The sequence below is a fragment of the Streptomyces hesseae genome, assembly GCF_031845785.1.
Taxonomy (GTDB): Bacteria; Actinomycetota; Actinomycetes; order Streptomycetales; family Streptomycetaceae; genus Streptomyces; species Streptomyces hesseae.
Window position 1 is genome coordinate 1 of record NZ_JAVRFI010000002.1, and the last position, 24,888, is coordinate 24,888.

The window sequence follows — 24,888 nt, forward strand, 5'->3', positions numbered from 1 at the left end:
TTCTCCCGGGGGGGGGGGCCCCCCCCCCCCCCCCCCCACGTCTTCCTCGCTCGGGCTACCGCATGCCCGGACGGGTTCACCCGTTCAAGGATCCGCATGTTCTTCACGTACCTCCGGCGCGAGCTGGGCCGCCGCAGAAAAGCGGCGCTGGTCGTCGCCTTGGGCCTCGCCCTCGGCATCGCGCTGGTGATCACGGTCACCTCGGTGTCCGCGGGCATGGCCAAGGCCCAGGACAAGGTGCTCCAGTCGCTGTACGGCCTGGGCACCGACATGACCGTGACGAAGGCCCAGCCGGCCGACGGCAACGGCGGTGGCCGACCGAGCTTCGACTTCCGGTCGCGCACCGGCGGCTCGCAGAGCGGCGACCGGGTCGTGCCCAAGGGCTTCCAGACGCTGGACGCCTCGACGGTCTCCAAGGTCGCCGGCCAGGAAGGCGTCTCCGAGGCGGTCGGCGGGCTCTCCCTGAACATCGTCAAGGTCAACGGCGACTTCGACCCCGGCAAGGTCAAGGAAGAAGAGGGCAACCCCGGCGGCAGGCGACACGGCTTCGGCGGTGGCGGTAGCGGTAGCGGCGGGTCGGCGGCTGTCGAAGGCGGCGGCGCCAGGTTCAGCGTCGACTCCTATTCCGCCTACGGCGTCGACGTGGCCCACCCGGGCCTCGGCCCCCTGACCTCGTCGAAGATCACCAGCGGGAGCGGCTTCACCGCGGCGCAGGCGAACGACAAGGTCGCCGTGGTCGACAGCGCGTACGCGCAGAAGAACGGCCTCGCCGTCGGCAAAGCCCTTACGATCAGCGGCAACGACTACAAGATCATTGGTATCGCGACCGCCGACAGCGCCGATGCCGCCGCCAATGTCTATCTGCCGCTCCAGCAGGCCCAGGCCCTCGCCGCCGCCAAGGACAAGATCACGACGGTCTATGTGAAGGCGACGAGCTCGCAGAAGATCTCGGCCGTCAAGTCCACGATCCAGCAGAACGTCCCGGGCACCACCGTGACCACTGCCGCGGACCTCGCCTCCACGGTCTCCGGTTCCCTGTCCACCGCCGCCGACCTGGCGACGAACGTGGGCCGGTGGCTGTCCGTCGCGGTACTCGTCGCCACGTTCCTGGTGGCCGGACTGCTGACGTCCTCCGCGGTCAGCCGGCGCGTACGCGAGTTCGGCACGCTCAAGGCACTCGGCTGGCGCAGCGGCCGCATCACCCGGCAGGTGATGGGCGAGGCACTCGTCAACGGCCTGCTCGGCGGCGTGCTGGGCATCGCGCTCGGCCTCGGCGCGGCGGCCCTTGTGACCGCCATCAACCCGAAGCTCACCGCCCAGCTCGGGGGTGCCGGTGGCGGCTGGGGTGGCCCGGGCGGGGGCTCCGGTGAAGGCGGGCACGGCTTCGGCGGTGGGGGCGGTGGCGGCGGGTTCGGTCATCGGGGCGGCGGCAAGACGCTCGAGATCGCTCTCACCGCGCCGACCAGCCTCACCACGATCGGCGTCGCCGTCGCCCTGGCTGTCGCGGGTGGCCTGATCGCAGGCGCGTTCGGCGGATGGCGCGCCTCCCGGCTCCGCCCGGCCGACGCACTGCGTCGCATCGACTGACGCGCCGCCGCGTCCTCCGTCTCTCCTCTTTCTTCCTCTCCCCCATCCCGGAGCCACCCATGTACAAACTCAGCGGAGTCACCAAGCGCTACCGGCGCGGCCGCGAGACCGTCGAGGCGTTGCGCGGCGTCGACCTCGTCATCGAGGACGGCGACAAGCTCGTCATCCAGGGCCCCACCGGCGGGGGCAAGTCCACCCTCCTGCAGATGCTGGGCGCCCTCGACCGTCCCACCGAGGGCAGCATCGAGCTGGACGGCACCGACCTCGCGCGGCTGAGCGAGTCGGCGCTGACCAAGCTGCGCAGCGAGAAGATCGGCTTCGTCTTCCAGAGCTTCAACCTCATCCCCACGCTCACGGCCCAGGAGAACGTCGAGACCGCGCTCGTACCGCTCGGCGTCGGCGCGGACGAGCGGCGTCGGCGGGCGGCCGCGGCCCTCGAATCGGTGGGCCTCGGTGAGCGCCTGCGCCACCTGCCGAGCGAGCTCTCCGGCGGTCAGCAGCAGCGTGTGGCGATCGCCCGCGCGCTGGTGAAGAACCCGAGGGTCCTGCTCGCCGATGAGCCCACCGGCAACCTCGACGAGGGCACCCGGGACGAGATCATGAACCTGCTGGAGACGCTGTGGAAGGAGAACGGGTTTACCTTCGTCATGGTCACCCACGACTCCGCCATCGCCCGCTCGGCACAACGCCTCGCCGTCATCAAGAAGGGCACGGTCACGGTCACCGAGCGCGCCCGCGCCTGACGACAGCGGCTGGTGAGCTCTCATCGCTATCGACCGGCCCCCGTGCCAAGGTGATCACAAGCATCGCCCTGACCTCGCCGGCACACCGCAAGATGTAAGGTCCCAAAACATGCCACTGGTGTCTTCTGCCGACATACGCCCTCTCCTCGAGCACAGCACCATCGACATCGGCACCATCGTTTTCACCGAACGCCCCAACGACGACGACGTCGTGGTGATACCCGGAGACGGACTGCGCCTCAGCAGTCACGATCAGTCCGGCTACCCCATGGTGAGGCTGGAGCACCTCTCCCGAGACCCGCAGAGCACACCGACCGGGAACTGGGACTACCAGCGAACCTTCACCGGCATTGTGGTCGGCGGCCATGTGTCGGTACTCAGCCTGTTCGGCGTCCACTTCGGGCAGCTGAACCTCCCCAACGGCCGCTACGACCTGCGCCTCCTGAGGCGGCGCGACGAAGCACCGGTCCAAGAGGAAGAACCGCCGCAGTTCATCGACGAAACCATCGAGGAAGACGAGCTCGACGGGCCAACGGAAGACCCCATCGAGCACTGGCTGCTCCAGTTCTGGCCGAACCCTTGGCTACGGGCGATCGAGGCGGGTGGGCGCACGCTGGACAACCCGACCGTGGAAGACCTTCACGACCTACTGGCGGACATGAACCTGCGCCATCGCTTCGTGATCTTTGAAAGACTCGACCTCGAACCTGCCGATCAGCACTACATGCAGGTCTACCTGAACGACGACATGAGCTACCAGGTCGAGTACCGCGAAGGCGGCGCGGACCAGCACTACCAGGCCCACGTCCCGAAGCCACCTGAAATGATCGGCCCCGCGTCCATCGCAAAGCTGATGGTTGATTGGGCGCGTGATCAACAGGGATGGCGTGAGGCGGTCAAGTGGGTCCCCACGCCACTGTGACCAGGCATTACAGCCACGCGTTGACGGCCGCGCCGAGCACGGTGGCCTTGTAGCGCGCTGCAAGCTTGTCGTACGTCAGGGACGTCGCCGGGTCGCCAACGCGATACCTGTACCGATCCCCGTGAACACCAGCCCGATCCCGCCGAAGATCAGCGGCAGCAGCCACAGCGAGAGGAATCCCTTGATCCGCGCATCCTCGGGGGAATCCGGACGGTAGAGCACCTCGACCTGCTCACCGACCTCGTACGCCGGTGGATTGGATCCTGCGGAGTCCCGGAACTTCCTCGGCGTGCCGTCCACCGGCGTGAACTCGACCACCGGGTACGCCGCAGGCGAATCGTCGGCCCGTGCCTTGCGGGATCCGCCGTCGTGGTCCTCTCGCCAGTCCAGGGCCACCACCGTGCCCCGAACCCGCTTCGCATCCGTCAGGAAGGAAACCGACACACCGGTAAAAATCAACCCGACGGCCAAGGACAGTGCCCCGGTGGCGATCATCCCGAACATTAGCCACCGGCGGGCTCCCCGCCCACGCGTCTGAAACTGAATCTCCATACGTCCCCACGTCCCCCTTGCTCCGGACAAGCGAGAGGGACGTTATCCCAGGTGTCTCGGTCGCCATGCTTCCGCCCCGGACGGTCCGGACAGGGCCGCCGCGGACTGGCCGGCTTACGACGCTCACCATGAGACCGGCCTGACCGCGAATCCCTTACAGGACGGCTTTCAGGACCTGAGCAAGGCGTTCCCCGGGGCGGCCGACGACGCCGAAGCTGTGCAGGGTGACCGCGGCCAGGCGGTGGACCTCGTCCACTACCGGTTCAGGCACTCCGCCGCCGGGTGGCAGGTTCCGGCGCCGGTACCGGGATTCCGCGGCCAGCAGCTCGTAGTGGACCACCCCGTCGTCGCTGAACTCCGTCGGCAGGGTTGCGAACTGCTCGTACCAATACCAGCTGGCCTCATGGGTCACGTCAGCCTGTAGGTGGTGCAGGTGCAGACAGTAGGCGGCGCCCCGGTGGTCGGCTCCCGCTGCCAGCTGCCACCAGAACGTGGCGCTGCGCGAGTAGCCGAGGACGGCCAGCAGGCACGCGAAGACGAAGGCGCCCTCCGCCTCGATGCCGGCTCCGCTCGCGAAGCGGCTGAGGCGGTTCCGTGCTTCCGCGTCGTTGACCGCCCACCGGCAGATCCAGTCGAGCGCGACCTGCGCTGTCCGTGCCTCTCGTGCCTGCCAGTTGCGTACCTGACGACGGGGGCTCGGCTTTGACGCGTCGTGTGCCAGTCGGCTGAGCGCTGTGGCTGTGTCGAAGCCCGTTACCGGGGGCGCGGGGACCGTGGCGTCCGCCAGCAGCTCGTCGATCCCGGTTCCCCATCCGCTGGATCCGCCGGTCATACGTTGGCCTCCTTGATCCGGGGGCTCTCCGGCAGGTGCAGCTGTCGTCGCAGGTGTTCCTTTCCCTTCCGGGCGTGATAGTCGGCGGTGCGCTCGTCGAGGCCCAGGAGCCAGGCGATCTTGCGTGTCGGGTAGCCGAGGACGTACCGCAGGACGATGACGTCGAATTGTCTGTTCGGAAGCTGGGCGATGGCGGAGTACAGGCCGATGCTCTCCTCAAGGACCGTCAGCTGGTCACGGGTGGCGTCCATGGCCTGGGTGAAGGCGCCCTTGGCCAGGAACGCGGGCCGGGTGCCCTTCGCGTGCAGCCACCGCATGGTGATCATCCGCAGGATGGACCACGTCTCTTCCTCGAAACTTCTGCTTCCGAGCAGATCGTTCCATTCTGTACGGATTAAGCAGAAAGCCTCGTGAACGGCTTCTTCAGCGTCACGACGGCTTCCGAGGAGCTCCGCGGCGTAGGAGTGGAAGAACTCTTGGGAGTTCAGGTAGAAGGCCTGGAAGTCCAGCGGCAGATCGAACGGGGCGTTCTCGAAGTGGTCGGTGCCGACGTCGGTCACTGTGCCGCTGCCGGAGTTGAGGGGCACGTCGAACGACCCATGTGGGGCAAGGCATTCATCGGACCTCCGACGGTCGACTCCTGTGGCGGTGGAGGCGGGTGGAGCGCCTCTTGTCCCCTATCGAAGCGGTTCGAGGCCCCGAATACTCACGTCGTCGCCCATCGGAAGATTTACATCAAATCAGCGGCAGGCTCAGTCGGCACTCGCGTCTCATCGGACACTTGGAGTGCAGGAGATGACAGGCTTGATCCAATTCCGACAGAAGCGCCCAGTGGCGATGTTGCTTGCCGTGCCGTGGGCTCAAGAAAGTCCGCCGCGGGCGGAGTCGGCTTCGCCGAGCCGGAGTGTCAGTGGGGCGTTGGAGGATTGCGCGCATGCCCCACACACTTCCTCTCCCGATACCCTCCTGGCTCGTCGACCACCACCAGCTGGACCTGACCGCCCTCTACTCCAGCGGGTGGGGCATGGAACACGACGCCGCGGCGCCGGCGCCGAACGGTGACCTGTACGCGCTCTACCGGGTCTGGCGCCACCACCATGAGGCCAAGGGCTCGGCCGAACCGGCCGAGCAGAACTTCGGCTACGGGTTCATCACACGCTACGCCCCGGACGGGACTCCTCTGGCGACTGTCCTGTGCGGCCAGGACGCCCCTGACGGAACCCCATCCGCGCTCACGGCCGGCTCCGGGACGGGCCTTGCGGTCCTTCCCGACGGCACTCTCGCGATGACCGGACTGCCGGACTGCACCTACCTGATCGCACCCGACCTGAGCAGGGTCCTGGCGGCCTACACCATGCCCTACCGCTGGCCCTTCGACGAGGTCGTACCCGGCGACCCGTTCGCCACCGCGATACGGGTGACGCCTCGCGGACGCCTGCTCTGCGTCGCGAGCGAGTTCGGCGTCCATCGCTACGGCAACTGCATCCCGAACCTCATCACCCTCGCCGACGGCCCGCTCGGCCCCGACCACAAACCCAACCTCGAGGCCATCGCCTCGCTCGACTCTCGACCCGCCCACCAGACCGAGGCCGACCAGCGCCCCCACGTCCGCTACCAGGGCCGCCCTGTAGGACTCGAGCACCGGCCTTCACCCTCCCTGCCGGACCTCGTCGCCCGCGACGACGACGAACGCCACTGGTACGACCGGGCCCGCCTCGGTACGGCCGCCGAGCCACTGACCGACGAGCTGTTCGTCGTCCCGGTCCTCGGTCGCGAATTCCGCAGCGGCAGCAGAGGGCAGGTGTTCGCCTTCGCCCTGCTCAACGCCCAGGGCGAAGTCACCGGCCGGCTCGAGGGGCTCGACAAGTACAAGGACAGCCCCTTCACCGGGCGCTGCTACAGCGTCGCGACGGCCCCCGACCACGGTCTGGTCTTCCACCTCAACCGCTACGGCCTGTACGCCTGGACCGCCGACGGCCGGCTCCGCGCCCGGCTCGGCACCGAGGACAAGCCGTTCAAAGCACTCGCCCAGTTCACGCTCATGACGTGCTCCAGTGACGGCGTACTCGTTCTCTTCCACCGCAAGCAGCACCTGATCCTGCGCATCCCGACCCGAGGGGACCTCGACGGTCTCACCGCGACCGTCGAGACCGCCCTACGCGCCTACGCGCGCGAACGCGCGGCCCTGAAGAAGCAGTGGGGACCCGTCAACTGGCACTGGGTCCAGTCGGCCGCCGAGTAGCCATACCACCCGTGATCCCGTACCTCCCGCGTTCCGTCCAGCCCCGGTGCCCGGCAGTCCGGACCCATCGCCTCGCCCTCACGCTCGCCTCACAAACCGGCCGGTGCCTCGGCCGGGGTGAGGGCGCGCAGGAGGTAGGCCGTGCCGAGCGGCGGTGGGTCGGGGAGGCCGGTGACGGCACGCAGGAGGTGGGTGCGGTCGTAGGTGCGGCGTTGGGTGCTGTAGGCGGCCAGGTGGGCGGTGTCGGCGATCACGGCGGACTCCAAAGGGGTGGGAGCGGGGATCGTCGGGCTGATCTGCACGGTCATGCCGGGGTATCGCGCCTCGAAGGCGGACTTGACCAGGGCGACGGGGGTGTTGTGCGGGTGGGTGACGTGGACGGTGTGCACGCCCGCGCCTCGGGCGCGTCGCGCCATGACACGCGTCATGGCACTGACCGCGTAATCGGCCTGGACGAAGTTGAGTGAGCCCCCCGGGTCGCCGGGGACACGGAAGGTCATGGCGGCGCCGTGCGCTTCGCCGTGGAGGATCCGGGTCCGGGTGGCCTCGTCGGCACTGGTGCGCAGCGTGTGCTCGACGAGGCGGGCGAGGACGCCGAGGGGCTGTTCGGGGAGCCCGTCGGGCACGCGCCGGTCGGTGATGAGCAGGCTGGGGCGCAGGATGGTGGCGGCACGACCGGTCCGGCGGCACCACGCGTGGACCAGGCGTTCGGCGGTATGTTTGGTCTCCTCGTAGGGGACGTGGAAGCCTGCCTCGTCGCTGAGGTCGTCCTCGGTGACGTGTCCGCTCTGCCGTCGGCCTGCGACGTAGGCCGTGCTGATGTGCAGGACGTGTGCGTTCGGGGCGCTTTCGGCGAGGTTCAGCACGCCTCGGGTGCCCAGGACGTTCGTCCTGTAGAGGATGACCGGGTCGGCTTGAAGGGCGAGGAGCGCCGCGCAGTGCCAGATCACGGTGACGCCGTCCGTGACGCGCGCGCGTTCGCCGGGTTCGATGCCCAGTTCAGGATGGGCCATGTCGGCGGTGAAGCAGCGCAGCCGACGGAGTGCGTCCGGTTGGATCGGAGGGCTGTCCAGCCATGAGACGGCGGCTTCGACACGGGTACGGAGGTCCGGCGGGGTGCCACGTCCCAGGACGTGAACGGGTTCGTCGGTGCCGTCCGCCAGCAGGGCGCGGAGGATGCGGCAGCCGAGGAAGCCGGTCGCTCCGGTGAGCAGTACGGTCATCGGATCTCCGTAAGTCGTCGGACGGCCCGGGGTCGAGGCGAGAAGGCTGCCCAGGGAGCAGCGGCGCATCGACATCACCCGGCGATGTCACTCGATATAGGCATGCCGTCACTTGCCTATATTCGTCATTTCGAGTGACAGAAAGATCAACGCACCATTTGCGCATTTTGATCTATTCATCACTCAATGATCATTCGCTAGGGTGCCTGGCCGACGGACGCGCAAGGGGCCGACAGAGGCCCGGAGGCTTTGCCACCGCCGGATCCCGGAGAGGGGCACTCCGCCATGCTTCGTGACAAGGACAAGGTACGCGGCACCGACCGAGCGATCGCCATCGTGGGCGTGGCCTGTCGGCTCCCCGGCGGCATTTCCCGGCTCGACGAGCTGTGGGACACGCTGGTGCAGGGCAAGGACATGGTCGGCCGTGTGCCCCCGGACCGGTTCGACACCGACCTGTTCGTCGACACCGCGCTGCCCCGGACGGGAAAGAGCTACACCTGCGCGGGCGGTTTCCTGGAGGACGTCGCCGGGTTCGACGCCGCCTACTTCGGGATCTCCCCGAAAGAGGCGGCCCACATGGATCCACAGCACAGGCTCTTGCTGGAACTGACCGCCGACGCCCTCGACGACGCGGCCGTCGACCCGTCGGCGCTCGCCGGCACCGACACCGCCGTGTACGTCGGCATCTCCGACACTTCCTACGCCGCCTTGCAGATGCTTCAGCCACGCACCGTCGACGCGTACACGATGTCAGGCGCCGCCTCGTCCATCGCCGCCAACCGGCTCTCCCACGCCTTCGACCTGCGTGGTCCCAGCATGGCGATCGACACCGCCTGCTCCTCCTCCCTGGTGGCGCTGGACCACGCCTGCCGCACCCTGTGGCAGGGCACCAGCCGCACGGCGGTGTGCGGCGGTGCCAATGTGCTGCTCAACCCGTTCCCGTACATCGGGTTCTCGCAGGCGTCGATGCTGTCGGTACGGGGCCGGTGCGCTTCCTTCTCCGCGCATGCCGACGGGTTCGTACGGGCGGAGGGCGGCGCGGTCGTACTCCTCAAACGGCTGCGGGACGCCCTCGCCGACGGTGACCGAGTCCGCGCAGTGATCCTGGGCAGCGGCGTCAACTGCGACGGAAGGACCATGGGGCTGTCACTGCCCAGCCCGGAGGCCCAGGAGGAACTGCTGCGCCGGGTCTACGCCGAGGCCGGTGTGCACCCCGACGAACTGGTCTACTTCGAGGCCCACGGCACCGGCACCCCGGCTGGCGACCCCGTGGAGGCCATGGCCGTCGGACGCGCCTTGGGCATGCGACGGATCACAGGCGAACTGCCCATCGGCTCGGTCAAGAGCAACCTCGGGCACCTGGAACCGGCCTCCGGCATGGCCGGGCTGTGCAAGGCCCTGCTCGTCCTCCAACACCGCGTGGCCCCGGCGACCCTGCACGCCGAACCACCGCACCCGGACATCGACTTCACCGGCCTCGGCCTGACGCTGACCACCGAGAAGCGCGCTCTGGCCGACGTCGAACGCCCTGTCGTGGGCGTCAGCTCGTACGGCTTCGGCGGCGCCAACGCCCACGCCGTCCTCGCCTCCCCGCCACCACTCCCCGATCCGGGCGACGGCTGCGCGTCGCCGCCGGAAGGGCTGCCGGTCCTGGTGTCGGCCCGCACCCCGGATGCGCTGTCGGAAGCGGCGGCGGCGATGGCGGAGCGACTCGGGCGCGCCACCGACGAGGAGTTCTACAACATCGCCTACACAGCGTGCCTACGCCGGGGCAAGCACCCCCATCGCGCCGGCGTCCTGGCCCGTACCCCTGCCGAAGCCGCCCGGCAGTTCACCGCGCTCGCCGCCGAGGGCGAGGGCGAGGGCGAGCCGCATGATGTCTCTCCCCCGTCAGAGGTCCCTACGGAAACGGCCCCGGTCCCGGACTCGGCCACAGCCGCCCTTTCACTGCCGCCCGCTGCCGGTGCGCGGGCCGAGGCGGTCACTGGCGGCCGTGTCGCCTTCGTCTTCACCGGCAACGGCTCCCAGTGGGCCGGCATGGGCGCGGACCTCCTCGCCCGGGACCGTGTCTTCCGCGCCGCGGTGGCCTCGGCGGACGCCGAACTGGCCCCCCGCCTGGGCTGGTCGGTGGCCGAGACCCTGGCAGCCCCGGCCGACCAGTGGCGACTGTCCGCCACCGAAGTCGCGCAACCACTCCTCTTCGCGATCCAGCTGGGTGTCGTGGCGGTGCTGCGCGAGCGAGGCATCGAACCCGCCATGGTGCTCGGCCACAGCGTCGGCGAGGTGGCCGCCGCCCACACCGCAGGCGCACTGAGCCTGTCCCAGGCGGCACGGGTGATCGCCGAGCGCAGCGCGGCGCAGGCGGCCACGGCCGGCCACGGGCGCATGGCTGCCGCCGGTCTGTCGCCCCACCAGGTCGAGGAGGCGCTGGCCCCTTACACGGGCCGACTGGAGATCGCCGGGCTCAACAGCCCCCAGGACGTGACGTTCGCGGGCGACGCCGAGGGCCTGGCGCACCTCGGCGCGGATCTGGCACGGCGCCAGGTGTTCTTCCGCGATCTGGGGCTCGATTACGCCTTCCACAGCCGTTTCCTGGACGGCCAGGAGGCCCGCCTCACCGCCGGTCTGGCCGGTCTCGGCCCCTCGCCGCTCACCGTCCCCATGTACTCCACGGTCACCGGCGCCCGGGTGAGCGGCCTGGACCTGGGGGCGCGGTACTGGTGGGAGAACGTCCGCCGGCCGGTGCGGTTCGCGGAGGCGGCCGGCCGGGCGCTGGAGGACGGCGCGGGCGTACTTCTGGAGATCGGCCCGCACCCCGCGCTCGGTACGTATCTGCGGCGCTGCGCCGCCAAGCGTCCCCAGCAGTCCGTGGCCGTCCTGCCGACGCTGCGCCGTGGGGACGACGGGCCGTCGGCCCTCTCCACCGCGTCGGCCACCCTGATCGCGGCGGATGCCGGCATCGACTGGAGCCGGTATTTTCCACGCCCCGGCCGGGTCGCCGAGCTGCCCGCCTACCCGTGGCAGCGGGAACGGCACTGGAGTGGCACGCCGCACAGCTGGGTACGGTCGAGCGGCAGCGGCGTGATCGAGCACCCGTTGCTGGGCGAGCGGCTGCCCGCACCGCTGCCGGTCTGGGAAGGGGCTGTCGAGCCCGTGCTGGTGCCATGGCTGGCCGACCATCGCGTCGCGGGCTCGGTCGTCATGCCCGCCACCGGCTTCGCGGAGACGGCACTGGCCGCCGGCCGGGCCGTGCTGGGCGTTCCGGTACAGGCGGAGCACCTCGACATCGCCGCGGCGCTGGTGGTGCCCTGGGCGGATGCCTCCGGTGTGCGCACCCAGGTCTCCTTGAGCCGGGACGACGGCGTGGTGAGCATCACGAGTACGGATACCTCCGGCGGCGAGCCCCGGCTGCACGCACGCGCTCAGGTGCGGGCGCTCCTGCACGGGCGGCCCGTCCGCCTGGACGTCGACGCGCTGGGCCGGGAGTGCTCCCGTGTGATCGAAGGCGAGGAACACTACGCCGCGTGCGCGGAGGCAGGGCTGCAATACGGCCCCACGTTCCGCGTCCTGCGCCATCTGCGGGTCGGCGAGGGACAGGTCGTCGCCGCCTACGGCTTCGACGCGCCGGGCGAGCCGTACACCGCCCACCCGGCGGTGCTCGACGGCGCTCTGCAAGCCGGGGCACCGCTGCTCGCCGAGGCCACGTCAGCCGGTCACGCTTATCTGCCCGTCGCCATCGGCGCGGTGCGCGTCTGGAGCACGCCCGCCACGACGGGCGTCATCCGGGTCCTGGAACGCAGCCGCGTCGGCGACGAAGTGTGCTGGGACATCACGCTCGCGGACGAGGACGGTACGGTGTCGGCGCAGCTCGACGGCTGTCGTCTCAGGCGCCTCGCGGCATCCCACCGTCTCCCCGTGAGTACGTACGAGACCGTGCTTCGTGCCGCGCCGCACGCCGGGATACCGTGCGCGCCGAACCCTCTCCCCTCCCCTCGGCGCATCGAGGAAGCGGCACGTCCCGGGATCGCCGAGGTCATCGCCCATTGGCGGGAGTCGGGCCACGAGTACATCCCCCTCATGACGCAGGTGACAGCGGCGCGCTGGGCGGCAGGCGTCGCCGACACCCTCCCCGATCCGGCCGTGCCCTTCTCGCTCGACGACCTCGTGCGGCAGGGAGTGCAGGAGCGCCACCGCCGTCTGCTGGCCCTGGCCCTCTCCGTGCTGCGGGACCACGGCCTGGTGACGGTCGAGGCCGAGGGGCGGTGGCGAATGTCGGCGGAACAACTGGACCCGGACGCCCTCCTCCAGCGCTGCCTGGCGACGTCGCCCGCCCACGTCGCCGAGACATCCCTGGCGGCCTATCAGTTGGACCACGTCGCCGGCGTCCTGCGCGGTACCGAGGATCCGATGGAGATCCTGGTCCGGGATCCGGTGGCCAGGTCCCTTGAGCAGATGTACGACATCATCCCGTCGATTCGCTTTCACCACCGACTCGCCCAGGCACTCCTGCGCGAGATCGTAGGCCGCTGGCCCCGGGACAGAACCCTGCGCGTACTGGAGGTCGGCGCCGGCACCGGTGGGGCGACCGCGGCCCTCCTGCCGCTGCTGCCCGCGGACCGCACGCGTTACTGCTTCAGCGACATCTCTCCCTACTTCTTTCCTCGCGCCCAGAAGCGCTTCGAACAGTACGACTTCGTCCACTACGCGACCTTCGACCTGGAGACGGCTCCCGTTGATCAGGGTTTTACGGCCGCCGGCTTCGACCTCGTGGTGGCCTCCAATTCCCTGCACACGGCCAGGAACCTGGACACCGCCATGCGCAATGTCGCCGCCCTCCTGGCACCGGGCGGAATGCTGCTGGCGGTCGAGTCCCACGCCCCCGAGGCCCTGCTGCCTTTCTTCGGCACGCTGGACAGCTTCTTCGGCAACGACGACACCGACCTGCGGCCGGCTTGCGTGCTGCTGCCGCGTAACAAGTGGCCCGCGCTGCTGGAGCGGTGCGGATTCACCGAGGTCGTGCAGACCGGTGACGACAGGCCACCGACCCGCGACCAGTTCTCCACCCTCCTCGCCGGCGTAGGCACCGATCCACGGGCCGAGGGACTGCCCCCACTACCGGATCCCCGGGAGAAGACCGCATACGTCGTCGTGGCCGAGACGCCGGACGAGAGTGGTCTGGTGAACGCCGTGGCCGAAATTCTGGCCGGCCACGGCAGTGCTTCCGTGCGCCCGGTCACCGACGGGGCAGAAGTGACCGACTGGGGGACTCTCCTCACCTCGGGGGACGAAACCCACGCCCCGGCCACGACCACGACCACGACGGTCGAGACGATCTCCGTCGCGATCGTCCTGGGACACGCCCCGCAGACGGACCCCACCGAGCTGGTGGCCAGGGCCACCCGCCGTACGCAGACGCTGCGTTCGCTGCTGATGGCCGGCCGGGGTCTGCCCCAAGGCGTCCATACGGAGCTGTGGCTGGTGACACGACCCTCCGGCGCCGTCCCCACACCGGAGGAGATCACCGACGCGGCCGACGCCATCCCGTGGGGCGTCACGCGCTGCCTGTTCAACGAGCACCCCGACCTGGACGTGCGGCGTGTCAGCCTCCACCGGTCCGAGGACGCGGCGGCCGACGCGCGGCGTCTGGTGCGCGAGCTCCTGGATCCCACCGACGAGGACGAGATCGTCCTGACGGCCCGGGACCGGTTCGTCCCCCGCCAGACGCCGCGGAACCCGGCCCGCCCGGCGGACGGCACCGCGCCGTTCACCCTGCGGGTACGCAACCGCGGCCTGGCCTACCGGCTGGCCTGGGAAGAGACCGAGCCACCCGAACCGGGCCCCGGGCAAGTGGCCCTGGAGGTGCGGGCCACCGCGCTGAACTACCGGGACATCATGCACACCGTCGGCCTGCTGCCCGCCGATCGCGTCGAAGCCGCCGGCGGCCATGCGGACTTCGGGCTCGAATGCGCCGGAGTCGTCACCGCCTGCGGCCCCGGAGTGACCGGGGTCAAACCCGGCGACCGGGTCGCCGGGCTGGCGGCCGGCTCCCTCTCGTCCCACGTGGTCACCGACGCGCGGGGCGTCATTCCCGTCCCCCGCCACATGACGTTCGCCGAGGCCGCGACCCTGCCGGTGGCCTTCAGCACCGTTCACTACGGACTCGTCACACTCGCCCGGCTCCAGCCCGGCGAGACGGTCCTGGTGCACGGTGCGGCCGGCGGGGTCGGGCTGGCCGCCCTCCAGTACGCCGAGGCATATGGGGCCCGTGTGATCGCCACGGCAGGCAGCGACTTCAAGCGCACCTTCCTGCGCAGCCTCGGCGTCGAGCACGTCCTGGACTCCCGTTCCCTCGACTTCGCCCACCAGGTCAGGGAGATCACCGGCGGCGAGGGCGTGGACGTCGTACTCAACTCCCTCGCGGGCGAAGCCATCGCCCGCAGTCTGGAGCTGCTGCGCCCAGGGGGACGCTTCGTCGAACTCGGAAAGCGCGACATCCACGAGAACAAGCCGCTGCGTCTGCGCCCCTTCTCCAACAACATCGCGTTCTTCGGCATGGACCTCACCAAGGTCATGGACGACCCCCGGCAGATCGACGATCTCATCGCCCAGGTCGGCGACAACGTCCTGCGCGACACCTGCCGTCCGCTCCCGCACAGCGTCTACCCGGCTGCCCGTGCAGAGGAGGCGTTCCGGCTCCTCCAGCACTCCCGCCACATCGGCAAGGTCGTCGTCGCCTTCGACCCCGTGGACGAACCTCCGATGGTCGAGCCGCGTGCGCGGCCCTTCCGGCTCGACCCGGAAGGCACCTATCTCGTCACCGGCGGCACGAGCGGCTTCGGGTCCGCCACAGCCGAGTGGCTCGCCGATCTCGGTGCCCGTCACCTGGCCCTGGTCAGCCGACGCGGCGCCGAGGCGCCGGAAGCAGCCGACGTACTCGCCCGACTCACCGACCGCGGCGTGACGGCCGTCGCCTACGCGAACGACGCCACGGACCTGGAGACCATGCGGGCGCTCGTACAGGAGATCGACCACGGAGGCCACCCCCTGCGGGGCGCGGTGCACTGCGCCATGCACGTGGACGACGGCCTCCTCACCGACCTGGACGCGGAGCGCTGTGCCGCCGTCCTGGCGCCGAAAGCGGCCGGCGCGGCGGTTCTGGATCTGCTCACGCGGGACCCGGAATGCGACCTGTTCCTGCTCCACTCCTCGGCGAGCGCCGCGTACGGGACCGTCAAGCAGGCCCCCTACGCCGCGGGAAACCTCTGCCTCGAAGCCCTGGCGCGCCGCCGCCGGCAGCGCGGCGCTCCCACGACCGCCGTCGGCTGGGGGGCCATCGGCGGGACCGGATACGTCGCCCGCCACGGGCTGGAGGATTCCTTGCGGGCCTTGGGCTTCGCTCCCCTCACCCCGAGCGAGGCGTTCGCCACCGCCCGGGAGCTCCTCGCCGATCGCGTGGACGTCGCCGTCGTCACACGAAACGATCTCGCGCAGAGCGCCTCCCTGCTGCCGCTGTTCGGCAAGGCACGCCTGCGCGACCTGGTACCGGCCCAAGGCGAACAGGGCGGGCTCACCACGGAGGAACTGGTCCGGGCCATCGGCCGGATGACCGTCGAGGAGGCGTATGACTTCATCGCCGACGGTCTGGCGCAGCAGATCGCCGGAATCCTGCACATGGATCACGGGCAGCTGGACCACCACCGCAGGCTCGACACATACGGCATGGACTCCCTGATGGGCGCCGAGCTGCTGATCTCCCTGCGCGGGCGCTTCGGCATCGAGATCCCGCTGATGGAGCTGCTGCGCAGCAACGGCACCATCGCGGACCTCGCACGTCTCGTCCACCTGCGGCTCGGGCTCGTGCAGCCGCCCGGGGAATCCGTTGCCGCGTCTGATCTCCAAGAGCGCTCGCTCCCCGGGGATGTCCCGCGGTGACCTCGGCGCACGGCCGGAGCCAAGCCGGCGAGCGCTGAACCGCAGTCCTCCCCCCGTCAGCAGACCAGCTCTCCGCTCGCGGAAAACGCCAGGAGGATTCGTGCCCGATCCGTGTCGCCGGGATGTAGTGGGGCTCGCGGCCAAGGGGGCGCTCGCCGGCATCGCCAGTGCCGTCCTCGGCCGGCCCGGCGGTCCGGCCCTCGCAGCCGCCGCGTCCCGCACACACTTCCGTGCCCTGGTGATCGGCTCGGGCTTCGGCGGCTCGGTCGCGGCATTGCGCCTGGGGCAGGCAGGCGTCGACACCCTGGTCGTGGAGCGCGGCCGGGAGTGGCCCGTCCTCCCTTCCCGGCCCTTGTTCGGCTCGTCCACCCGGATCACCAGCACGATGTTCTGGTTCCGCCGCACCACCCGATGGCCCGGCATGCTCCCCGTTCCCGTCACCCCTGCCCCCGGCGTCGTGGAACTGTCCGAGGAACGCAACCTCGACATCGCCTGCGCGGCGGCCGTCGGTGGTGGCTCCGTCGTCTACACCGGGGTGACGATCGCCCCGCCGCGACGCTATTTCGAGCGGCTGTACCCGCGCGGTCTCCCCTACGACGAGTTCGTCGGCAAGTGGTACCCCACCGTGCGGGCCATGCTGCGCGCCGCCCCGATGCCCAAGGATGTCTACGACTCGGCGCCTTTCACCCACTCCCGGCTGTGGGACCGGCAGATGGCCAACGCGCGGATGACGACCCGCCCCGCCGACTCGACCTTCGACTGGCATGTCGTACGGCAGGAGCTCGCCCACGTCCTCCCGCCCTCCTCGACCATCGGCGAGTCCGACTTCGGCTGCGGAACCGGAGCCAAACGGGACCTCACCCGCACCTACCTCCCGGCGGCCCTGGCCACCGGGCACGTCCAGCTGCGCGCACTGCACGAAGTACGGTCCGTCGGGCGCGGACGCGACGGCACCTACTCCGTCGTCGTGCGGCGCCTGAGCGAGGACGGAGCCACCCTCGGCACCACGGAGTACACCTGCGAGATGCTCTTCCTCGCAGCGGGCGCGCTGAACACCAACCGGCTCCTCGTGGCCGCCCGCGAGGAAGGCCGGCTGCCGGACCTGCCGGACACCGTCGGCACCGGGTTCGGGGACAACGGCGACCAGGTCAACCTGCGCTCCCAGCCCTTGGAGCCCATCGGCCCCACCCAGGGCTCGCCCTGCGCCTCCACCGCCTTCCTTCCGACGGGATTCGGCCTCCCGCTGCGCGTCGAGAACTGGGTGCTGCCCGGCTTCGCCTCCCTCCCGGCGACCGCCACCTTCGCCGTGACGGTGGACACCGACCACCGGGGCACCTTCCGGTACGACCCGTCGAACCGGCGCGTGGTGCTGGCTGACTGGACGAGGGAGAAGTCGGCGGCCGCGGCCCGGGCCGTGCTCGCCTTCAGCACCCGGGTCGGCGAGGCGAACCCCGGCACCCTCCCTGTGACGGTGAACGACCTCCACCCCTTCACCGGCCATCCCGTCGGCGGGTGCGTCATCGGCCGTTCCACGGACTTGGAGGGCCGGGTCAAGGGCTGCAAAGGGTTGTACGTGGTGGACGGTTCGCTGCTGCCGGGAAACGTCGGGGGCGCCAACCCCTCTCTTACGATCGCGGCGATCGCCGAGCGGGCGCTCGCGGGGATCGTCGCCGCGGGCGGATGATGACGGGGGCTGCGGCCGGTCGGGCCGTGTCAGCGGTAGAGCACGAAATCCGCCACACGCCAGGGCTGGAGCCCTTCCTCTGTCAGCGTCACCACGCCCGCGTACACCCCTGGCCGCACCTCACGAATCCAGTCCGTGACAACTCCGCCCATGTCACGCGGGTAGACGACCCTGATCGCCTCGCGGCCGTCGTCCGGGTAAACGGCGTAGTCGACCTCGCCGCGGACCACGCGCAGGTCCGGGCCCATGACCTGGAGCAGATGGCCTCCGCGCTCGTCGGTGTGGAAGACCTTGCCGTGCCACACCGCACCCGCCAGCAGACCGAGCACTCGGTCGGCGGCCGGCTGTCCGCACGCGCTGCACCTCAGCAGCCGGCCGCGCATGGGCCCATGGGGCATCCGGCCCGCGGGGGCTTGCGCGAAGAGCCGGTCGAACGCAGTGCGGCTGCACTCGCCGAGTTCCTCGGCGGCCTGCTCGCCGTCACCACTGCGCACCGTGCACTGCCGCGCGGCGGCAGCCTTGCCCGGCTTTGCCGCACCCTGGGCAGGCGTGGCGCAGAGGGAGAGCGCGAGGACAGATCCGAGGGCGAAGGAGGCAAGGGCGGAACGGCAGTGGTGAGCCGAGCGGGTGACACGTGTGATGTTCATACCCGGAACAACGGCTTCAGGGGCTCGCCGACACGGAAGTCTCGGCCTGAAGCGACACGGTCACCGTCACCGTCACCGTCGCACGGGCTGTGGGCCCCAGCCGGAGCCGATAGGTGGAGCGGGAGAAACTTGCGGTGCATCGGGTTCACCCGCCCGGGAGCAGCTGCCCTCTGGTTCTGCGGAGATGCCGGCTGAGCCCGAGTTACAAAGGGGCCTTGCAAAGCTTCTTTGCAACTTCTAGAGTGCCTGGCATGGCACCCGCTCCTCAGGAGATCACCGACGTCGAGGCCCTCAGGGTGCTCGCGCACCCCATGCGGCAGAAGATCGAGCAATGTCTGCGCAAGGGACCGGCCAATTCCGCGACGCTCGCACGAGAACTCGGCGAGAGCACTGGGCTGACCAGCTACCACCTGCGCCGGATGGCCGAGCACGGGTTCGTCGAGGAGGTGCCCGAGCTGGCCAAGGGCCGGGAGCGCTGGTGGCGCGCCGTGCCCGGTGACCGCAGGTTCCCGCCGTACAGCCGTCAGAGCCCCGAGATGCGGGAGGCGCTGACGCAGATGCACCAGCTGAACCTGGCCGAACTGGTGGAAGAAGCCAGGAAATTCGAGAGCGCCCGCGACACCCTCGGCCCATGGGCGGACGCCGCCATCTTCTCCCGCGCCACCCTGCGCGTGGCCCCGGACCGGCTCGCGGAGTTCTTCGAGGAGTACGTCGCGCTGATCCAGCGCTTTTCCGCACCGCAGCAGGATCAGGCGCCGGATACGCGTGCCGTCCTGCTCCGCCTGCTCGGCCTGCCCGAGACCGACTGATCCGGGCCAGGGCCCTGGCGCTGGCGCTGGAACCGTCCTGCGAACGGCCGTCCACAGACTTTCAGTCAGAAGGGAGAGCACTGCGTGTTGCTGCTCTCGTCCAGAACCCTGATACGCCTGCCGGCCTTCGCCCTGGTGTGGGCCGTGCTGGGCGTCCTCCTCCTGCCGGTGGCCGAGGCCCGTGCCGACGGTGACGGTCTGGTCCGTGAAGAGGTCTCCTTCGCCGGCGGCGATGGCCTCACCCTGCACGGCACCGTCCTCGCCTCCGCGACAGCCCGGGGAAAACGGCCGGGCATCGTCCTGGTCGGCGGCTCGGGTCCCGGCCCCCGGGAGGAATACCGGCAAGAGGCCGAAGCCTTCGCCCGCGCAGGCGTCACGACGCTCGTCTACGACAAGCGGACGGTTCGCTATTCCACGACGCACCGGGACTTCGGGCTGCTGGCCGACGACGCACTGGCCGGAGTGCGCTTGCTACGCGGCCGGGGCGGGGTGGATCCGCACCACGTGGGTCTGTGGGGGTTCAGCGAAGGCGGCTGGGTGGCACCGTTGGCCGCCACCCGTTCCTCCGACGTCGCCTTCGTCATCACCATCGGCGGCCCGGGACACTCCCCGTTGCGCACTCAGGCATGGAATCTCAACACCCACTTGCGCCACCGCGGAGTCACCGGCTCCTTCCCGGACACCGTCGCAGGACCGGCCGCCCGGCTCATCGCCTCCACAGGAGCCTTCCCCGCCGGGGACTATGACCCACTGCCTGTCCTGGAACGCCTGGGACACACACCGGTACTGGCCCTGTGGGGCCGGCACGACACACAAGTACCCCCACAGGAAAGCGCCCAGATCTTCCGGCGCGCCCTCGCCAGGGCCGGCAACGAGCACGCCGTCATCGGCTTCGTCGCCGGCGCCGCGCATAACGGACACCGCACATCCGACGGATTCGACCGGCTGGGAGGCCCCCTTTACCACGGCAAACCCCTGGGCGCCCTCGCCCCCGGCTATGCCGACACCATGACCTCGTGGGTGAACGAGGTGGCCGCCGATCGCCCGCCTGCCTCCCACGCGGCCCCCGCCCCGCCCCAAGCCGTCACGAGCACCCCCGTCCCTGACGGGCGGTACGCATGGCTCGCCCCAGCGTTGCTCCTCCTCGGCTTCGCCGCCCACCCGGCGGTCGCGGCACTACGACGGATCGCCCGGCGTCCGCGCACCCGCGCCCGCACGCCCCGCAGCACGATCCTGCTGCGCTGGCTGACCGCGCTGGGCATCATCGAGGTCACCGGCGCACTGCTCTGCCCGCTCGCGGTCTTCGCAGCAGGCGACGCGGCTGCTACGCCCGTGGTGGCGGGAAGCCCGGCATTCTGGCTGCTCTTGAAGGTACTCGCCATCGGGCTGCTCGCGCTTGCGGCCACCACGGCGGTGACGGCATGGCGCGAACGACACGCGCTGGGCCGCACCCTACGCCTCCGGACGCTGACGGCTCTGACGACGGCGGCAGGCTTCGCGCTCTGGGCACCGTGGTGGGGCCTGCTACGCCCCTGACAGTCTGCCGCGTGGCGTCGACAAAGTCGGGGCCATCCCCCGGCAGGCAGCAGCCGAAGCGTTCCACCGCGCAGGCCCCGGCAGGTCACCGAGATGCTTGGCGACGCGCTTACGCAGCAGCAAGTACTCCTCCCGGCGGCGGAGGGGGCCCGGCGGGCGCTCGACGACACGGGCCGCGGTGACGGTCTGGCCCTGCCGGAACTGCTCGCGTGTCAGGTCGAGTTCGACACCGCTGGGCAGCCTGTTCCACCAGTGGAAGCCGTGCTGGTCCCCGTCTAGGTGGACCTCACCGACGACGAGGTCGCCGGCGAAGATGTCGTTCACGATGAGTGCGGTGATGTCACAGTGCCCCCAGGCGGGATTGTCGGGGCCCCAGTCGGCCCGGTTGTCGGGCGAGCAGGTGTCGGCAGCCCAGCCGGCTCGGAGGGCCCTGTCGAGATCGAGCAGGTTCCAGGTAGTCATCAGGGCAGCATCACAGCCACCACTGACATCAGCCACGATGCTCATCGTCGCTCGACGACCATCCACACGCCCTGAGGGGCGACCCCGACGCGGGCTCGGGGAAGCCTGTAGGGGACGGCCACCGGACACTCATCCCTGATCATGATCACGCCACCGGGATGCGCGTCCTACGGTGACAGGGCATCAGAAAACCGCCTCCGAAGCCCCCGAAAGGCAGCCCGATCATGCGTCGCCGTACCGCCGCCGTCTCCTTCCTCCTCGCCGCCGCCACGCTCGCTCCCGCAGCGGCACCGGCCGTCGCGGCAGCCCCCGCCGATGGAGGAAGCGGCGCCGCCGCCCGTGGGGCCGACAGGGGCGAGCTGCAGCGGGCCCTGGACGCCGTCGTGGCGCAGGGCGTCCCCGGTGTGGTCGCGGAGGTGCGGGACGGGCGTGGTGTCTGGCGGGGCGGCAGTGGTGTCGCCGATCTCGCTGATGGGCGTAAGGCGCGGCCCGGGGACCGTTTCCGGGCGGGCAGTGTGACCAAGAGCTTCGTCGCCACCGTCGTGCTCCAGCTCGTCGCCGAGGGCAGGGTCGGGCTGGACGACCCGGTCGGGCGTCATCTGCCCGGCCTCGTCCCCGACAAGGACGGCGTGCCGGTCACCGTGCGGCAGCTGCTGAACCACACCAGCGGACTGCCCAACTACACCGACACGTTCCAGGAGGAGGGCGCTGCCTACATACGCACCGTCCAGCACTCCGACTACACGCCGCGCGGCCTGGTCGAGGAGGCCCTGAAGCGGAAGCGCACCGACAAGCCCGGCGACAAGTGGGCGTACTCCAACACCAACTACGTCGTCCTCGGCATGCTCATCGAGAAGGCCACGGGCCGCACGCTCGCCCAGGAGATCGACCGGCGCATCGTGCGCCCGCTGCACCTGACCGGTACGTCCGTCCCCTCGACCGCCCACCTGCCCGGACCTCACCTGAACGGCTACGAGCGGCTGCCCGGCGAGTCCACCACGACGGACTTCACCGACTTCAGCCCCACCGCCTTCTGGGGTCCCGGCAACCTCGTCTCCACCACCGCCGACCTCAACCGCTTCTTCCGCGCCCTCTCCGGCGGCGAGCTGCTCCCGCGGCACCTGTGGCGCGAGATGAACACCCTGCACGCCACGGATCGCGGCCCGGAGCGCATGTACGGGCTGGGGCTGGAGAGCAACTCCGGCTTCTGCCCCGGCGAGAAGCCCGTCTGGGGCCACACGGGCAGCGTCCCCGGCTACAACACCTTCAGCTTCACCACGGCCGACGGCAAGCGGCAGATCACCCTCGCCCTCGGCATGAACCTCTTCAAAAGCAAGGAAGCCGATGTGGCAACCGTGAAGGTCCTGTCGACAGCGCTCTGCGCGGCACATGGCAAGTAGCCGGCGAGGCGAAGGGTGCCTCCAGGCACTCTCCACGCCGCTGGGCCGTGGTCAGGCCCGCGTATAAGCATCGCGTGCGAGCCTGTCCTGTAGCAGGGAGTGGCGGAACTGGTAGCTGGCGCCTTCCGCGCGGAAGAGGCGGTGGTCGTACGCGTCCTTGAGGAAGCGCATGCCCAATAGCGGGAAGTCGCCACGCAGTCGCAGTTGGAGGAAGAGCAGGCTGGTCCGCCAGTGATCGGAGATTGCCGCCATGCTCGCGCAGGCGAACGGCAGGCCGAAGCCGATCACGATGAACGGTACGACGCCCCAGCCGGGACCATCCGGCGTCGCGCCGTCGTCGGTGGCTCCGATCACCTCGTTCACCCCGAAGGCAAGGCCGATGCCGAGGCCGAAGACAGTGCTCGTCGCGAGGGCCAAGTTGCGGTCCTGTCGCCACGACGTGTAGGGATCGGTCACCGGGTCCACGAGGGATGCGGGGCGTGCGGCCACGACCATCAGGCTTACGCAGGCCACAGTGAGCGTCGTCAGGATCCCGGCAGGCAGGGCACGGTCCGTTGTGCCGTTGCCCTGGGCGAGGGCGACGCATGTGCCTGCCAAGCCCGCCGGGGCGAGAGCCGGCCAGGAGTACAGGCCCCTCCACCGGGACCATCCGCTCCACCCGGGTGCCGGGGGGATGAGTGTCGCGGTGAAGCCGGCCAGGACGCCGGTCACGACCCCGGCGGCGATCGCGGCGGTCCAGCTGATCGGGCTGACGATGCTGGGGATGGCCGTGACCGTGACCGCGATCGCTACGAGGATGCCGGTCGCCGGGTGGAAATGTCGTCGAGGTGAGGCGCGTTGGGCATACAGTCGTTTGAGCCGGCCCGGCGCCGGGTCGCGTAGTTCGGCGAGGGCCCCTGCCCCGGCTCCCATGGAGATACCCACGATGCTCCCGTAGAGCGCCCCGAACTTGATGCCACGGAAACCGTCCCACGCAACGTATCCGCCAGGACCGTAGGCCAGCACGCAGCCGGACGCGCCGAGGAGGGCACCCGTGATGGCGGTCAGGGCGATGCGGGGCCAGGGTGACGCCCAGTGGTGCAGTCGCCGCCAGTTGAGGTTGTATGCCCTTCCGGCGGCAGGCCCGTCGTGATCGTAGGTCTTCTGCTCGTTCATCCGGCCGGCCACGTAGCCCAGCCACCGCTCGGCCTGCCGTGGCTGATACACCGGCCGGGACGCCGACGGTTCCAGCCGGTAGCGGATCTTCACCAGCCGGCCGAGCAGATATTCCTCGACCTCGTGCCGGGACTCGAACCGTTCGGCGAGTACGCCGTCCAGGTCGGTGATACGGCGTGGAGGGAAGGCGTCGCGCAGCAGCGTCAAGGTCAGCGGCGTGGTGAGGGCTTGGGAGAGCGTGCTGTCCGGCTCGTTCTCCAGGTGTGTGATCAGTCGTTGCCAGGAGGCGAGCCTCGGCATGCTCCTGAGAAAGGCGATGGCGTCGGACGCGGGTACCGGGGAGAGTTCCAGGGCGACGGCTCCGAGCAGATGTCCGTCGGCGACGGCAGCCTCGAATGCGTCGGGGCGGGAGAAGACCACCACACGGTAGGCGGTGCGGTCGAGCTCCCGGAGCGCGGCATGGCGCAGATCGTTCGCCATCTCGTCGAAGCTGTCGAGGAACAGCGAGATCCAACCACCCCCGATCAGCTCCTCGGCCTGCTTGCGCCCGATGCGGTAGTCGTCGACGAGCCGGGCGGCGAGCCAGTCGTCGAGCCTGCGACCGTCCCACCCGACGATGCTCAGCAGCACGGGCACGGGACACTGCGCACGGTCGCCCTCGCGCAGCGTGTCGCGGTGGTCCAGGGCGCGCAACACTGTCAGTAGCGCCGCGTCGGTTTTACCGGCTCCCGGTGCACCCAGCACGACGACGCGACCGGAGACCACCCCGGCGTAGACGGAGAAGAGTCCGGGGATTCCGCCCTCGCGGACCGTCGCGTCGCCGAGCGAGGCGACTTGTGGCACCGACCGGACCAGACGCGGCCGACCCGGGTCTTCCCACACCACCGCTCCTTCACCGGCGACCGGGCGCCGGGTACGGAACCAGCGGACGGGTATCTCCTGCTGCAACTTCCGTTGCCGAGCGGCCTCCTGCCACTGTCTGCGGACCGCGCGTGCCAGCGCTTCACCCGCATCCGGCGGCATCACGTCCCGTCCCCGTATCGAGCCGGGATCTTTGGGGACACCGCTCAATGCGGGGGCGGCAGGCACTCCCACGTAGTAATGGTGGTGTGTCTGCTGGTGGAAGTCACGACCAACGGCCGTCGACCCCGCGCCGCTGGCC

Annotated in this window: 16 protein-coding genes; 9 read left to right on the forward strand and 7 right to left on the reverse strand. The window is 70.1% G+C overall.

Annotation, left to right across the window (positions count from 1 at the left end; translation table 11 throughout):
- The first annotated feature begins 96 nt into the window (after nucleotides 1-96).
- The 3 genes from RM609_RS02965 (at nucleotide 97) to RM609_RS02975 (ending at nucleotide 3,252) form a co-directional block, all read left to right on the forward strand.
- Nucleotides 97-1,587, forward strand: a complete 1,491-nt coding sequence (locus tag RM609_RS02965) for an ABC transporter permease (RefSeq protein ID WP_311607673.1) — start codon at nucleotides 97-99, stop codon at nucleotides 1,585-1,587.
- Between the two features lie 59 nt (nucleotides 1,588-1,646).
- Nucleotides 1,647-2,330 carry an ABC transporter ATP-binding protein gene (locus RM609_RS02970; RefSeq protein ID WP_311607675.1) on the forward strand — a complete coding sequence of 228 codons (684 nt, stop codon included), beginning with the start codon at nucleotides 1,647-1,649 and terminating at the stop codon, nucleotides 2,328-2,330.
- Nucleotides 2,331-2,448: 118 nt separating this feature from the next.
- Nucleotides 2,449-3,252: a hypothetical protein gene (locus tag RM609_RS02975; protein WP_311607677.1), complete on the forward strand. Its 804-nt coding sequence runs from the start codon at nucleotides 2,449-2,451 to the stop codon at nucleotides 3,250-3,252.
- A gap of 75 nt (nucleotides 3,253-3,327) precedes the next feature.
- Here RM609_RS02975 and RM609_RS02980 read toward each other — a convergent pair whose 3' ends face one another.
- The 3 genes from RM609_RS02980 to RM609_RS02990 form a co-directional block, all read right to left on the reverse strand.
- Nucleotides 3,328-3,747, reverse strand: coding sequence for a DUF3592 domain-containing protein (locus RM609_RS02980; protein WP_311607679.1), 420 nt, complete (start codon nucleotides 3,745-3,747; stop codon nucleotides 3,328-3,330).
- Nucleotides 3,748-3,958: 211 nt separating this feature from the next.
- Nucleotides 3,959-4,636, reverse strand: a complete 678-nt coding sequence (locus tag RM609_RS02985; RefSeq protein WP_311607681.1) for a hypothetical protein — start codon at nucleotides 4,634-4,636, stop codon at nucleotides 3,959-3,961.
- Nucleotides 4,633-5,223, reverse strand: a complete 591-nt coding sequence (locus tag RM609_RS02990; protein ID WP_311607682.1) for an RNA polymerase sigma factor — start codon at nucleotides 5,221-5,223, stop codon at nucleotides 4,633-4,635. The genes RM609_RS02985 and RM609_RS02990 overlap by 4 nt, the downstream gene beginning before the upstream one ends.
- Before the next feature lie 347 nt (nucleotides 5,224-5,570).
- On the opposite strand from RM609_RS02990, the gene RM609_RS02995 reads away from it, so the two are divergent.
- Nucleotides 5,571-6,878, forward strand: a complete 1,308-nt coding sequence (locus RM609_RS02995; protein WP_311607683.1) for a hypothetical protein — start codon at nucleotides 5,571-5,573, stop codon at nucleotides 6,876-6,878.
- An 89-nt stretch (nucleotides 6,879-6,967) separates the two neighbouring features.
- Here RM609_RS02995 and RM609_RS03000 read toward each other — a convergent pair whose 3' ends face one another.
- Entirely contained in the window at nucleotides 6,968-8,101 is a 1,134-nt protein-coding gene (locus RM609_RS03000) for an SDR family oxidoreductase (RefSeq protein ID WP_311607685.1), read from the reverse strand.
- Nucleotides 8,102-8,386: 285 nt separating this feature from the next.
- Here RM609_RS03000 and RM609_RS03005 point away from each other — a divergent pair, with 285 nt between their 5' ends.
- A complete protein-coding gene (locus tag RM609_RS03005; protein WP_311607686.1) occupies nucleotides 8,387-16,033 on the forward strand; it encodes an SDR family NAD(P)-dependent oxidoreductase in 7,647 nt (2,548 codons plus the stop codon).
- A gap of 100 nt (nucleotides 16,034-16,133) precedes the next feature.
- On the forward strand, nucleotides 16,134-17,717 hold the full coding sequence (locus RM609_RS03010) for a GMC oxidoreductase (RefSeq protein WP_311607687.1): 1,584 nt from the start codon (nucleotides 16,134-16,136) through the stop codon (nucleotides 17,715-17,717).
- Nucleotides 17,718-17,746: 29 nt separating this feature from the next.
- Here the strand turns inward: RM609_RS03010 and RM609_RS03015 are convergent, their stop codons facing one another.
- The gene (locus RM609_RS03015) at nucleotides 17,747-18,364 is read right to left on the reverse strand and encodes a hypothetical protein (RefSeq protein WP_311607688.1); all 618 of its coding nucleotides are present in this window, start codon (nucleotides 18,362-18,364) and stop codon (nucleotides 17,747-17,749) included.
- Between the two features lie 251 nt (nucleotides 18,365-18,615).
- On the opposite strand from RM609_RS03015, the gene RM609_RS03020 reads away from it, so the two are divergent.
- A complete protein-coding gene (locus RM609_RS03020; protein ID WP_311607689.1) occupies nucleotides 18,616-19,173 on the forward strand; it encodes an ArsR/SmtB family transcription factor in 558 nt (185 codons plus the stop codon).
- 84 nt (nucleotides 19,174-19,257) lie between these two features.
- Nucleotides 19,258-20,709, forward strand: a complete 1,452-nt coding sequence (locus tag RM609_RS03025) for an alpha/beta hydrolase family protein (protein ID WP_311607690.1) — start codon at nucleotides 19,258-19,260, stop codon at nucleotides 20,707-20,709.
- On the opposite strand, the gene RM609_RS03030 is transcribed toward RM609_RS03025, so the two are convergent.
- Nucleotides 20,698-21,171 (reverse strand): YunG family protein, encoded by a 474-nt coding sequence (locus RM609_RS03030; protein WP_438828372.1) that lies wholly within the window; start codon nucleotides 21,169-21,171, stop codon nucleotides 20,698-20,700. The genes RM609_RS03025 and RM609_RS03030 overlap by 12 nt on opposite strands.
- A 224-nt stretch (nucleotides 21,172-21,395) precedes the next feature.
- On the opposite strand from RM609_RS03030, the gene RM609_RS03035 reads away from it, so the two are divergent.
- Nucleotides 21,396-22,571, forward strand: coding sequence for a serine hydrolase domain-containing protein (locus RM609_RS03035; protein WP_311607691.1), 1,176 nt, complete (start codon nucleotides 21,396-21,398; stop codon nucleotides 22,569-22,571).
- A 51-nt stretch (nucleotides 22,572-22,622) separates the two neighbouring features.
- Here the strand turns inward: RM609_RS03035 and RM609_RS03040 are convergent, their stop codons facing one another.
- A complete protein-coding gene (locus RM609_RS03040; protein ID WP_311607692.1) occupies nucleotides 22,623-24,569 on the reverse strand; it encodes a hypothetical protein in 1,947 nt (648 codons plus the stop codon).
- Nucleotides 24,570-24,888 lie beyond the last annotated feature (319 nt).

Coding starts and splice junctions, on each gene's coding strand:
- RM609_RS03015 (WP_311607688.1), bottom strand. CDS start 18,364: ATGAACATCACACGTGTCACCCGCTCGGCTCACCACTGCCGTTCCGCC.
- RM609_RS02985 (WP_311607681.1), bottom strand. CDS start 4,636: ATGACCGGCGGATCCAGCGGATGGGGAACCGGGATCGACGAGCTGCTG.
- RM609_RS02970 (WP_311607675.1), top strand. CDS start 1,647: ATGTACAAACTCAGCGGAGTCACCAAGCGCTACCGGCGCGGCCGCGAG.
- RM609_RS02980 (WP_311607679.1), bottom strand. CDS start 3,747: ATGATCGCCACCGGGGCACTGTCCTTGGCCGTCGGGTTGATTTTTACC.
- RM609_RS03000 (WP_311607685.1), bottom strand. CDS start 8,101: ATGACCGTACTGCTCACCGGAGCGACCGGCTTCCTCGGCTGCCGCATC.
- RM609_RS03035 (WP_311607691.1), top strand. CDS start 21,396: ATGCGTCGCCGTACCGCCGCCGTCTCCTTCCTCCTCGCCGCCGCCACG.
- RM609_RS02995 (WP_311607683.1), top strand. CDS start 5,571: ATGCCCCACACACTTCCTCTCCCGATACCCTCCTGGCTCGTCGACCAC.
- RM609_RS03005 (WP_311607686.1), top strand. CDS start 8,387: ATGCTTCGTGACAAGGACAAGGTACGCGGCACCGACCGAGCGATCGCC.
- RM609_RS03020 (WP_311607689.1), top strand. CDS start 18,616: ATGGCACCCGCTCCTCAGGAGATCACCGACGTCGAGGCCCTCAGGGTG.
- RM609_RS02965 (WP_311607673.1), top strand. CDS start 97: ATGTTCTTCACGTACCTCCGGCGCGAGCTGGGCCGCCGCAGAAAAGCG.
- RM609_RS03030 (WP_438828372.1), bottom strand. CDS start 21,171: ATGACTACCTGGAACCTGCTCGATCTCGACAGGGCCCTCCGAGCCGGC.